This is a genomic window from Paenibacillus lactis (assembly GCF_017873605.1).
Lineage (GTDB): Bacteria > Bacillota > Bacilli > Paenibacillales > Paenibacillaceae > Paenibacillus_AQ > Paenibacillus_AQ lactis.
Window position 1 is genome coordinate 1 of sequence record NZ_JAGGKI010000028.1, and the last position, 12,651, is coordinate 12,651.

At 54.0% G+C, this 12,651-nt stretch carries 8 protein-coding genes and 1 riboswitch; all 8 genes read right to left on the bottom strand.

Translation table 11 applies throughout. The annotated features are described in order from the left end of the window. Positions 1-764 precede the first annotated feature (764 nt). Positions 765-2,135, bottom strand: a complete 1,371-nt coding sequence (locus J2Z18_RS28140; protein WP_007133020.1) for an NCS2 family permease — start codon at positions 2,133-2,135, stop codon at positions 765-767. Between the two features lie 213 nt (positions 2,136-2,348). Beyond that, positions 2,349-2,447, bottom strand: a riboswitch (purine riboswitch). A 274-nt stretch (positions 2,448-2,721) separates the two neighbouring features. Further along, complete coding sequence (gene guaA / locus J2Z18_RS28145; protein ID WP_028406145.1) at positions 2,722-4,260, bottom strand: glutamine-hydrolyzing GMP synthase; 1,539 nt, start codon at positions 4,258-4,260, stop codon at positions 2,722-2,724. A gap of 78 nt (positions 4,261-4,338) precedes the next feature. Further along, positions 4,339-6,756: a transglutaminase-like domain-containing protein gene (locus tag J2Z18_RS28150; protein WP_210095666.1), complete on the bottom strand. Its 2,418-nt coding sequence runs from the start codon at positions 6,754-6,756 to the stop codon at positions 4,339-4,341. Next, positions 6,731-8,038, bottom strand: a complete 1,308-nt coding sequence (locus tag J2Z18_RS30690) for a DUF58 domain-containing protein (protein WP_210095667.1) — start codon at positions 8,036-8,038, stop codon at positions 6,731-6,733. Before J2Z18_RS30690 ends, J2Z18_RS28150 begins: the two co-directional genes overlap by 26 nt. After that, positions 8,035-9,042, bottom strand: a complete 1,008-nt coding sequence (locus J2Z18_RS28160; protein ID WP_210095675.1) for an AAA family ATPase — start codon at positions 9,040-9,042, stop codon at positions 8,035-8,037. The genes J2Z18_RS30690 and J2Z18_RS28160 overlap by 4 nt, the downstream gene beginning before the upstream one ends. A 323-nt stretch (positions 9,043-9,365) precedes the next feature. Then, positions 9,366-10,199 carry a carbohydrate ABC transporter permease gene (locus tag J2Z18_RS28165; RefSeq protein ID WP_007133025.1) on the bottom strand — a complete coding sequence of 278 codons (834 nt, stop codon included), beginning with the start codon at positions 10,197-10,199 and terminating at the stop codon, positions 9,366-9,368. Between the two features lie 29 nt (positions 10,200-10,228). Next, positions 10,229-11,182, bottom strand: coding sequence for a carbohydrate ABC transporter permease (locus J2Z18_RS28170; protein WP_007133026.1), 954 nt, complete (start codon positions 11,180-11,182; stop codon positions 10,229-10,231). Between the two features lie 29 nt (positions 11,183-11,211). Continuing rightward, positions 11,212-12,531, bottom strand: a complete 1,320-nt coding sequence (locus J2Z18_RS28175) for an ABC transporter substrate-binding protein (RefSeq protein ID WP_007133027.1) — start codon at positions 12,529-12,531, stop codon at positions 11,212-11,214. Between the last annotated feature and the right edge of the window lie 120 nt (positions 12,532-12,651).

The following is a 12,651-nucleotide window of genomic DNA, read 5'->3' on the forward strand; positions in this document are numbered from 1 at the left end:
GATCGTCCGAAGGACGATCGACCTCGCCGGATTTGGGTTCCACTCGGATGAGTGAATCAAATCTGGTGAGTCTTGAAAGAGCGATTAAGCTCATTTAGAAAAACTGACGAGAATTTGTTCAATTCTCTATTGTAACTCCCCGCCGAAGCGGTTTGTTTTTACTCACTCGTTGTTCAGTTTTCAAAGATCAACCTTTTCGTTACCGGCGAATCTAGTTCGCATCAGCAACTCTTATAATTTACCACATCCATTTGAGTTTTGCAAGCTTTTTTTGAATTTAATTTTTCGTTCATTCATTTCAGCTTGTGATTCAAATGTTGTCCCTGCCTTTTTCTCGGCCGGAATTAGAATATAACACATCTTCAAGAAAGAATGCAGGCATTTTTTTAAAATAATTATAAATAGAGTTTCAATACACCTATACCGATACAAAGTAATCCGCCAACTGGGCTAGATGGACGATCATTAGTAATCGTCCTTCGCTTCATCATACGGCATATAATACAGCCTGACCTCTTCATTAATAATAAGATTTGTTCGCACATCCACCAGCTAAGCTTCTATTTAAATGATGAACGGGATCGGGGACAGAGCCAACGTATGGTGATGTCTCGGAAACAAATGCTTAAGGAATCGAACCGCTGCAAATTAATAAACGCGTGAAGAAGCAACCGGTCCTGATGACATAATTGAAAAAACATACAAACAAAAAACCGCCTCTATATAAATAAGAGACGGTTTTATTATGCGTAATTGACGAATGATTATTCGGCCCCGAGGAACGCGTAACGAACCAAGATGATCACGAACAGAATCCACATCAGCCAGTGCACCTTCGTGTCGGTGCGCCCTGTCAGCTTACCGAATACGGCAAGCACGACGTAAGCAATGATCCCCGCCGAAATCCCGTTGGCGATTCCGCCCGTGAACGGCATCAGGATGATGGTCAGGAATGCAGGGAAGGCTTGCATGAAATCATCCCATTCAATATCACGAACCTGGCTCATCATCAGCACGCCGACAACGACAAGCGCCGGAGCCGTAGCAGCAGAAGGAACAACCAGAGCAAGTGGAGCCAGGAACAGCGCAAGAATGAACAGCACGCCTGTCGTTACGGCCGTCAGACCGGTACGTCCGCCTTCGGCAACACCGGAGGTGCTCTCTACGAATGCCGTAATTGTACTTGTACCAAGGAATGCGCCGGCACTCACGCCGCCCGCATCGACAAGCATCGCTTTACCCAGCTTTTTCTCGCCTTCTTCTTTATTCTTGAGCAATCCTGCACGGCCTGCAGTACCGACCAATGTACCGAAGGTATCAAACAGTTCAACGAACGTGAAGATAAAAATGACCTCGATGAGCCCGATTCCGAGCGCGCCTTTCAGATCCATCTGGCCAACGGCCAAATTATCAAAGGATGGAATCCAGCTTGCGGTGCTAAGACTGGACAGGTCGGTTACGCCCATCGGAATACCGATCAATGTTGTCAGCACGATACCGATCAGCAAAGCGCCCTTCAGCTTCATCACCATAAGAATCGCAATCAGGAACAGCCCGATCAGAGCAAGCAGCGTGTCCTTGTGCTCAACGAAGTTCCCAAGGCCCATATTAAACGCGCCTCCCGGTACCGGCTGGCTAACATCCGTACCCGGGTTGATCGACACGGTAACCAGATTGCCGAGCTTCAATCCGACAATGGTAATAAACAAGCCAATCCCGACCGTAATGGCAATTTTAAGGTTATTCGGAACGGCCGTCAGCAGCATTTGGCGAACCTTCGTTACCGTCAGAATGATGAAGACGATACCTGAAATAAATACGGCTCCGAGCGCAGCCTGCCATGTAATGGCTCCGTTCGAGCTCAGCACGACGGTCATGAAATATGCATTCAAACCCATACCCGGCGCCAGCGCAACCGGAATATTAACGAAGAAGCCCATCGCCATCGTTACGAGTCCCGCACCGACCGCAGTCGCGAAGAAGACGCCTTCCTGCGGAATGCCTGCCCCGTTAGGACCGAGAAACAGGTTGTTAACAAGCAGGATGTAGGCCATCGTCATAAACGTCGTAAGGCCAGCGATAATCTCGGTTCTTACTGTTGTTCCGTGTTCCTTTAGCTTAAAGAAACGCTCCATTATAGAGATATCCCCCTTAAAATTAATGACCCGCAACAACAAATAGACCCTAAGGATAAATCCCCAGGGCCGCTGCTTGGAAAAAAGAGCCGCAAAACAATAGCCGTCGGAACACAGGCTAACAATCGCTTCGTGAAAACCGGGCGCACTGCCGGAAAGCATCTTTCCTGACAGTGACAGCCGGCTTTAGAAACGCAGTACGTGTCCGCATTATATTGCCGCTCCTCTTTTCGTAGCAAGATCATTACGGTGACCTGTAGAGACTCCCGGGCCCATTCCCGGGATTATACGAAAAAGCTCGTTATTTGTTGTTGTCGTGTCGATTTCTACTCATATTCTAGGACGAGATGCCCAAGCTTGTCAATAACAAAAACGAATATTACAATTGTTAATTTAAAGTAATGTTCGGGATTTGAGGAGAAATCCGTGCTCATTGTGGGTCGACAGAACTATTTGTAAAAAAACACCCCTGCCATCAAGGCATATCATAACCTGATATCCCCGGTAGCAGAGGTGTTCACTTTCATCCTTTTCGTCTCCCGACTTCAACGAATCGGTTTATATCGTTCGATCTCCCGGAGTACTCCTACTCCCACTCGATCGTTGCAGGCGGCTTGGACGTAACGTCATACACGATTCGGTTGACGTTCTCCACTTCGTTGACGATGCGCACCGAAATCTTCTCGAGCACATCCCAAGGAATGCGGGCCCAGTCAGCCGTCATGCCGTCGATGGAGGTTACGGCACGGATGCCGACCGTGTAGGAATACGTACGGGCGTCGCCCATAACGCCAACGCTCTTCATGTTCGGAAGCGCGGTGAAATATTGCCAGATTTCGCGGTCCAGTCCGGCTTTCGCGATCTCTTCACGCAGGATGTAGTCGGAATCCCGCACAATCTTCAGCTTCTCCTCGGTCACTTCGCCAAGCACGCGGATCGCGAGTCCTGGTCCCGGGAACGGCTGACGGTGCACGATCTCGTCCGGCAGGCCAAGCTCCTCGCCGACTTTGCGGACCTCGTCCTTAAACAGGGCTTTCAGCGGCTCGATGAGCTTGAACTTCATGTCTTCAGGAAGTCCGCCTACGTTATGGTGGGACTTGATGGTATGCGCCGTATCCGTTCCGCTCTCAACGATATCGGTATACAGCGTGCCTTGAGCGAGGAATGCAAAATCGTCGAATTTGCTGGATTCCTCGTCAAATACGTAAATAAACTCGTTGCCGATAATTTTGCGCTTCTTCTCCGGATCATCCACGCCCTTAAGCTTGGACATAAAACGGTCGCGCGCATCGATCTTGACGACCTTCATATCGAACTTGCCGACGAAGGTATCCATCACGCTCTCAGCCTCGCCCTTGCGCAGCAAGCCGTGGTCAATGAACATGCAAGTCAGCTGATCGCCGATCGCTTTATGAATCAGCATGGCCACAACGGAAGAGTCAACCCCGCCGCTCAGGGCACACAGCACCTTCTGGTCTCCGACGACTTCGCGGATTTCGCGAACCTGGTCGTCGATAAAGGTCTCCATGCTCCAGTTGCCTTCGCACTGACATACTTCATAAAGGAAGTTTTTGATCATTTCATTCCCGTGCACGGAGTGGCGTACTTCCGGATGGAACTGCACGGCGTACAGCTTCTTGTCCTCGTTGCTCATCGCAGCAATCGGAGCGGATTCCGTACCTGCATCCAGCTTGAAGCCGGTTGGCAGTGATACCACATGATCGCCGTGGCTCATCCATACGGTCTGCTTCTGCTCCAGACCCTTAACGAGCGTGGTGTTCGGATTAAATTCCAGCTCAGCCTTTCCGTACTCGCGCTTGGAAGCACGCTCTACTTTACCGTCCAGCTGGTGGGCCATCAACTGCATGCCGTAGCAAATTCCGAAAATCGGAACACCCAGGTCATAAATGGCAGGATCGACATGCGGGGCATTTTCGGAATAAACGCTCATAGGGCCTCCCGAAAAAACAATCCCGCGCGGTGCCAATTCCTTAATCTTCTCCACGGACGTATTATAAGGCAAAAGCTCGCTATATACGCCAAGATCGCGGATCCGTCGTGCTATAAGTTGGTTATACTGTCCACCGAAGTCCAAAACAACGATGATTTCATTAGGCTTATTCATTACCGGGCCTCCCTTGATTAATGAAATTAATTATACGCAACCCGAATTCATACCGTCAAGAAAGAGGCCCCTTCGTTTTCATGCCAGTTTTTTGACAATTCGAAGACACTGGCGTAAAAAGTGTACCTTTTCCGTCCGGGTCCACGGTTCATTTTGAAAAGCCGCCCTCTCCCAGCGCCAGGCAAACTGCATTAATTCAAGCCGGAAAGCCTCATCCGTAACCGATAACGACGAAATATATTGACGGACAGTCTGGCCCCTCTCGAACGCTCCGAACCTGCGCTGGATTTTCTCCCATACGGGAGCCGAGGCAGAGACAAGCCCTTCCCTTGGAGAGACCGCGATCCGGCTTGACAGCATCAGGAAGAAAAGCCTCTCCCGAATGGACGGAATGCAGTAGATCGCTGCCGCAGCCGTCGGAACGAGGATCAAAAGCCCTGCTCCAAAAGAAACAGGCCCAAGGGTAGAGATCAGCATCAGCACGTTGGCGGCGGCATCCAGCATACGATCCCATAAGCCGGACCACGGCAGATGCGAAGCCGTAATCTCGTCCGCTGTCGCTGGAGGCGTGGAAGGCTCGGTGCCGAATCCAGGGGTAGGGTCGAACATCACCCAGCCCGTTCCGGGGAAAAATACCTCCACCCAGGCATGGGCGTTCTTTTCGGCAACGCGGTACGTATGCTCCTTCCCCTCCACCGGTTCACCCGGCGCAAATCCGGTCACGTAACGGGCGGGGATTCCTTCGCTTCGCAGCATGACGGTCATCGCCGTTGCAAAATGCGCGCAGTACCCTTCTCTCGACTCAAACAGAAACTGATCTGTAAAGTCGCTGCCCTCCGGGGGGATGGCCGTCTGCAGCGTATACGTATAGTTCCGCTCCAAATAGGATTCGATAGCCTTGACCATTTCATACCTGTTCGAAGCATCCGACGTAACCGTCTTCGCCAAATCACGGACCCTGCCGGGGAGTGAATCAGGGAGCTGCAGATACAGCTCTTTCATATACGACGGATCTTTGCCGGCTGAAGCACGAAGACTTTGCATATCCGGCTGGATATATAGGGATTCCACGGTATAGCGGGATAGTGCAGCCTCCCCTTGCATGGAGACGGTCTCGGACATCCGCTCCACAGAGAGCCCCGGCTCCCGCTTCCCTCCGGCAGTTTGTACATCGGATACCCGGGAAATAATTCCTCCGGCCAGCAGCGGCTTCACCTGGGAAGGCTCCTCAAACTGCAGGGTCTGCACCAGTGTTCGTCCTTCTGACCGCTCCCAGAAGGGGAGCTTGTCCCTTAAATTGTCCCTCAGCTTAGCAGTCGTTCGGATGGCGCGATCCTGGTCCCATTTCCGGCCGTCGTACAAGCTATAGGCTTCGCCCCGCCAATAGGTCGGAATCGGAGACTTCGCCGTGAAGAACACCTCATCGCTCATCGATAGCGGACCTCCCAAATCGCCCATCACAGGTGAGTATCCGATCATTCGGGCGGCAGGCAGTGCATCCTCCGCCGCCTCCCGGACGTGCTCCCCTATGCCCGAGATCCGCTCAGCGAGATCCGTTAACGTCAAGCCTGCGCCTTCATAAGGCTCGTTGAAGGATCCGCCAAGACGGGCTACCCCGATTGCCAGTACGGCCGTCACGATCACGGCCATGCTCCAGCGCAGCATGGGCAGAGACGCATACTGACCGGGACTCACAGATGGCCTCAGGTTTGTATAAGTACCCGAATGAACAGTTCGTCTCTGGTTTGCATCTCCATCAGAATGTACAGATCGACTCTGGTTTGCATCTCCATCAGAATGAACAGCTCGTCTCTGGTTTGCTTCATCATCTGAGGCTTCCCGGCCCAGCCTCACAATATGCATCAGCCCTTGAGCCATCAGAAGGTAGAGCATAGCCAGCCCCATGTCGGAATACAAGCTTCGCTCCGACACGGAGGCAAGCACGGCCAAATAAACCAGCGTCGAGCCTCCGAACAGCCAGACGGACAGGCGGTAAAGGGACAGCATATGAATGGCCGATACCATGATGCCCCAGCCGATCAAGAGAACCATCGTTCTGCTCTCCTCGCTGAGCCCGGTAAACGCCCGCGTGTTTATGACGGCCTCCGCGTCCCCTGGAAGGATGACCGAAGCATATTCGTGCAGCCATTCCAGCGGATTGGCGTAGTTAAACAATTGGGCACACAGCCAAATGACCAGCAAAGCGTTCAGCGGCAGCCACACCCATTCACGCCAGGTGGACAGGCCTTGAAGGAGAAGAATCGCCGCAAGAAGAGCCAGTGCTTGCAGAATCAGGTCCCCGCCCGCCCCGTTAACGGCCTGCAGCGGGAGCAGCCACTCCGACAGCAGTCCTGCTACCGGCAGGGTAATGAGCGCACGCTGAAGCAGGGTCCCGGGAAACGTTCTGGAAACGAGGGAAGAACGGAAATGCCCGGCGGGATGGCTCCCGGGCCCAACGCGTTCTTCCGCCTTATCGTGCAAGCTGACCGGATCCATTTCCATTCCCTCCCTTCAGCGATCCATCTGCCGGAGCTTCCGGTATTCCGCCTGCAATAACCAGCCTTCCTCCCAGGCGGTAAAATTCCTCGGCCCGCTCCTGTCCCGTCGAACGAATCGGATGCCCGCCATCCCCGGAAATGCGGATGGCTGTCCGCTGCTGCCCGCTGCGCAAGCAGCATATCGTAACGTCCCGAACACCGCTATTCAGCAGTTTGATTCCAAGCAGGGCCGCTTGCTCATTCATGGTCCCGGTTATGATCGTCCAAGCCGTATCCCTCTCCAATACATCCGTCGACATCCGCGCGTATTCCTCATAAGGATCAGCCGCTTCCACCCCGCCCGATATCCGGACAGATGCCAGCGGAAGGAGGATATCCCGCCTTTGCGCAGCGTTATCGCCTCTATATTCGGACACAGGCGTCAGGGATTGGTACGCGCTTGTCCATAGCTTGTAAGGTACTCGGCGGTCATGAAGCTCACAGAGGAACCCGGCTGCGACAGCAACCGTATCCTCGAAGGCCTCCTCGTACGTGCCTCCCTCTCTTCCAAAAACACCTTGGCGCTTCGTATCCAACACGATACATTGGCGGATGCCGCTCCCTTCCTGCGGCAGGAACGATTGCAGACGCCCCAGCTTGGCGGAATTTTTCCAGTGAATCCGGTTCATCGGATCCCCGGGAATATAATCCCGCAGGCCGCTGCCCCGAATGTCCGTCCGCCTCTTCGCGAAGGTCCGTTCATCCTCCCGATCGGCTGACCCGCCGCGGGGGACAGCTTGAAGCTCAGGGCCAACCGCCGGCCGGGGAAGAACGGAGATCCCGGTCATTTCACCGGCAAGCTGACGGCTGAACCGGAACCATCCGAACAGGTCCCCCCAAGCAATTTCGCTGGAGGCCTCCGTCCAGATGCCGCGGGGAAGCCGGTCAAGCTGATAGCTGTAAGTGAGATTTTTGCGTAATCCGGGAAACAGCAGTTTCCGATGCGAGCAGCCTCCGATCGTATCCTGAACCATCATCCAAGGCACCGGCAGCACGGTTTTATAATCAATCCGAACTGTGACATGAGCGGAGTCTCCCCTATAGATGCATGCCGGAGTACATGTCCGGCTAACGGTAATCCGGGACGGTCCGAGCAGCCTGAGCGCGGCCCCTCCGATCAGAACCAGCGTGCACGCGAGCCACAGCAGCCGGAGAGCTTCGCCCCCCAGCCACACATAAAGACCCAGCGCTACGAGCCATATGGCCAGAGCTCTCATCCAATCCGCCAGCTCCCGCTTCACCGCGAGCCGCCTTTCCGGCTGCGCTGGCGCGGGAGCTCGAACTGGGCAAGGATGGCGTTCACCATCTCCTGCTGAGTCAGTCCCGCAGCCCGTCCTTCATGATTCATATGAATCCGGTGGGCAAGCACCGGGACGGCAACGCGAAGGCAGTCATCCGGAATGACGTACATTCTCCCATCCATATAGGCTGATGCTTGGGACGCCCGGTACCAGGCCAAGGTGCCCCGCGGGCTGATGCCAAGCGCCACTCCCCGCTGCCGGCGGGATGCATCAGCGACGCTGACCATGTAGCGTTTGATGCTCTCATCAACAAACACCCGCGCCGCCGCCTGCTGCATCGCCATCAGCTCGGAGCCTGCCATTAATGGCTTCAATTTATCCGCCATGGCGCTGCTGCTCCTCCGATCCAGCAGCACCATCTCACCTTCCATATCGGGATAGCCCAGCGACATTCTCATGAGGAAGCGGTCGAGCTGGGCTTCCGGCAGCCGGCTCGTCCCCTCATATTCATAGGGATTTTGGGTTGCAAGCAGGAAGAATGGGGCGGGCAGCGGGTAAGTCCGGCCGTCGACGGTGACCCTGCCCTCCTCCATCGCTTCCAGCAGCGCAGACTGCGCCCTGGGCGATGCCCGGTTAATTTCATCAGCTAACACGATGTTCGCCATGAGAGGTCCGGGGCGAAAGACAAACTCTCCCGAATGGGGATAATAAACGGAGGCACCGGTAATATCCCCCGGCATCAAATCGTACGTAAACTGAATCCGATTGAAATCGCAGCCGATCAACGCGGCTACCGTTTTGACCAGCATCGTCTTCCCAACGCCCGGCACATCCTCCAGCAGCACATGCCCACCGGCCAGCAGTGCGATCATAGTGAGCGAAATCTGTTCCTCATGCCCGACAATGACGCTGCCGATCCGGCTTCTAACTTTACCGAGCAGGTCCGGAGCCCACTCGGGATCCATTCGCTCCTCTTCCACCATGGATGAACGCAGCAAGAACATCACCCTCCAACCTTCCATATTCATAGAACAAAACATAGTTGATAGCCTTAGTTATGAATCTATGAATAGGTTTTCCAAGATGACTCCAAGATAGACATCGGCAATGAGGCGAATAGCGGTGGAAGCAGGAATTTCCGTAAGGTTCAAATCCGGTCTGCCGCTATGAGAAGCATCGATAGTGCATCAGCATCGGAGCATAGCTCGGCTTTATTTTATGGATAGCGGACAGAAGAAAGCCCGCAAGAAGAAAGCGGCTATCGCTTCCTCTTACGGGCCTGCTCCGGCTCGTGCGTTCGTTTCCTTTATGAACCCCTTGCTGTAATCTACCCCTTAATTCCAGACAGGGTCACGCCTTCGATGATATATTTCTGCCCGATGATATATACGATCAACACCGGAATCAGCGCGATGGAAGCACCCGCCATCATCAGCGTCCAGTCCGTGGAATACATGCCCCGGTACAGGTTCAGCATCATCGGCACGGTAAATTTGTCCGTGCTGCTGAGAAAAATCAGCGGGTTGAAGAAATTGTTCCACATCCCGAGAAAGGTGAAGATTCCAAGCGCCGACAAGGCCGGCTTAATAAGCGGCAGCATGATTCGCGCATAGATGGTCCACCGGTTCGCACCATCCACGATGGCCGCCTCCTCCATCTCCTTCGGTATGCCTCTGAAGAACTGCCTGAGCAGAAACACGCCGAAGGCGTTGAGCAGGGCGGAGGGAACGATGATTGCCAGATGCGTATCCAGCCAACCGATATTTTTCATGATGAGGTACAGGGGGATGATCGTGACTTGCCCCGGCACCATCATCGTGGCTAGGAACAGGATAAACAGCGGCTCCCGGAACGGAAACGATATTTTGGCAAAAGCATAGGCGGCCATCGAACAGGTTACGAGCTGCGATACCACCACGATGACGTTGATATAAAAGCTGTTCAGATAAGCTCTCCCGAAGGGCAGCGCCGTCAGGGAGTCCTTGTAGTTGGACCAGACGAACGGGTCCGGAATCCATTTGGGCGGCACGACGAACACCTGGGATAAATCCTTGAGCGAGCTGAGCACCATCCATACGAACGGCAAGGCCATGATGCAGGCGCCGATGATCAGGACGGTGTGCAGCAGGACGGTCGACGCCCGCAATCCTCGGTACGGCATGTAGCTTCTCCTCCTTCCTCTTACGTCCATTAATCCTCGTAATGAACCCAGCGCCTCGACATCTTCATCTGGAACAGGGTCAGGGACAGAATCATCAAGAACAGGATGACCGCCGCCGCCGTGCTCTTGCCGAAGGTGAAGTCCGCAAAGGCCGTCTCATAAATGTGATAGACAAGGGTATAGCTGGCTTTCGCCGGACCGCCGGACGTCATGACGAAGGATTGGTCGAACACCTGGAAGGAGCCGATAATCGACATAATGGTCACGAAGAAGGTGGTCGGCGACAGGAGCGGAATCGTAATGTGGATGAGCTGCTGCCATTTGCCGGCCCCGTCGATTTCAGCCGCTTCATAATAGCTTCTAGAGATACCCTGTAGCCCGGCCAGGAACAGCACCATGTTGCCTCCAAGCCCCATCCACACGCTTAGCATGGCGATCGAAGGCATGACATATCTCGAATCGGTCAGCCATGACGGCCCCGTGATGCCGAACCACTGCTTCAGATACATGTTGATAAGGCCGAAGTCGGCGTTGAACAGCCACATGAATACGACGGCGACCGCTACCGACATCGTGATGTTCGGCATGAAATAGATCAGCCGGTAAAGGATTTTTCCGCGTACCCGATTCAAGCCGACGGCAACGAGCATCGCCAGCACGATCCCTGTCGGCACGGACAGAATGGTGTAGTACACCGTATTGACGAGCGCGATGCGAAACTCCTCGTCCCGAAGCTGGCCGATGAAGTTCTGAAAGCCGACGAACTGCTTCGTCCCCATCCCGTCCCAATTCATCATGCTGATCACGAAGGCCGAGACGAGCGGAATTAATGAAAAAGCGACCAGTCCTAGCAGTTGCGGGAAAATGAATAAATAGCCCCACAATCCTTCGGATGTTTTGCTGCTCAGGGAAGAGCCCCTTCTCTCCGGGAGCCGCTCCGGAGAAGGGGCGGCTCCCGGGCTTCCTGCAGGCTGCACGTTCATGTCTACTCACCCTTCCTCTCGGAGCTGGATTATTTTTTGCTGTTCTTGTAATCCTGGATCTTCTGGTTGGCCATGGTCTGTATATCCTTAAGCGAGCTATCAAGCTCCTGATTCTTCAGCCATAACGCTTCGAACTTCGAAGTAATATCCTGGCTTAGCCCAGGGATGCCGGCCTCGAACGGCGTCAGCGCATAACCGACCTCGCGCGCGTCGAGGAACAGCTGGGCATGCTCCGGCAGATTGCCCTCGAGCACGACTTCATCGGTGCCTGCGACGGACGGAACCGCATTGCCGCCGCCCTGCAGGCGGAAACGCTGGCCGTCTTTATTCAAATATTCGGAGAAGAACGTATACGCGGCCTCTTTATTCTTCGAGGCTTTATTCATCACCAGGTATGCCGTAGGAATGCCGGCCGGCTCGATTTTGTTGCCCGTATTGGTCGGCCAGGTAACGACGTCGTATTCAAGGCTCTCATTTTTCTTGAACAATGGGAGATACCAGCGCCCGGCACCCACGAAGCCTACTTGATTGGACATGAACATGGCATCCCCGCCCTGTCCTTTCGGCAGCGTGCCGGAGAACGTGATATTCTTCGACTTTACGTTGTCATACAGGAACTGGAACGCTTCCTTCGCCTTCGGATCGTCGGCCGCGACGAAATTTCCGTTCTCGTCATACACCCGGCCGCCGTTGGAGGTAACCCAGCTGTGGTAGCTGTTCCAGGAGTTATCCAGCACGTAGCCGTACTTATTGCTCGCCCGGATCTTATCGGTCATCTCCTTGAACTTGTCCCAGGTCCATTGCCCGCTTGCCTGCAGCTCCGCCGGCATCTCGGTAATTCCCGCTTCTTTGAGTACTTTCTTGTTGTACCAAAGCACCATCGGGTTGCAATCCACCGGAACCCCGTACGTCTGTCCGTCCCGGACCGCCGCCCCCCATAGTCCTTCGAAGTAGTCCTCTTTCTTGATGAGGCTGTCCGGAGCCTCCATATACGGGGTCAGGTTCTCGATGCTCTGGTTTTCGATCAGCTTAACGATCAGGCCGTCGCCGGCATAGAAAATATCCGGAGCCGTTCCGCCTGTCAGCTGCGTCAAAATCTTCTGGTCATACTCGCCGGGAATCGGAATAAACTCCACTTCGATCTCCGGATGCCGCTTGTTGAAGTCCTTCGTCATCTCCTGAAATCGGGTGAGCTCGCCAGGGTTGCCCCATGTCGCCCATTTGATCTTGACCTTCTCGCCGCTTGCCGAGCCGCCCCCATCCGATTCACCGCCACCGCATGCTTGAAGCAGCATGGACAGCACTAGAATGACAGCAAGCAATGCCCCTCTTTTACGCGTTCTTGTCATTTTCATTTCCTCCGTTTCCGACCGATTTGGACTAACCTGAAAAGACTTTTGTAAACGCTTTAATTATAAAATTTTGGCAAAAAGCTTTGGAACGGATTATGTTCCGAATAAGTGGCTTCT

Excerpts from the sequence above, each read along its gene's own strand:
- J2Z18_RS28140 (WP_007133020.1), bottom strand. The coding sequence starts at position 2,135 with ATGGAGCGTTTCTTTAAGCTAAAGGAACACGGAACAACAGTAAGAACC.
- guaA (WP_028406145.1), bottom strand. The coding sequence starts at position 4,260 with ATGAATAAGCCTAATGAAATCATCGTTGTTTTGGACTTCGGTGGACAG.
- J2Z18_RS28150 (WP_210095666.1), bottom strand. The coding sequence starts at position 6,756 with ATGGATCCGGTCAGCTTGCACGATAAGGCGGAAGAACGCGTTGGGCCC.
- J2Z18_RS28160 (WP_210095675.1), bottom strand. The coding sequence starts at position 9,042 with ATGTTCTTGCTGCGTTCATCCATGGTGGAAGAGGAGCGAATGGATCCC.
- J2Z18_RS28165 (WP_007133025.1), bottom strand. The coding sequence starts at position 10,199 with ATGCCGTACCGAGGATTGCGGGCGTCGACCGTCCTGCTGCACACCGTC.
- J2Z18_RS28170 (WP_007133026.1), bottom strand. The coding sequence starts at position 11,182 with ATGAACGTGCAGCCTGCAGGAAGCCCGGGAGCCGCCCCTTCTCCGGAG.
- J2Z18_RS28175 (WP_007133027.1), bottom strand. The coding sequence starts at position 12,531 with ATGACAAGAACGCGTAAAAGAGGGGCATTGCTTGCTGTCATTCTAGTG.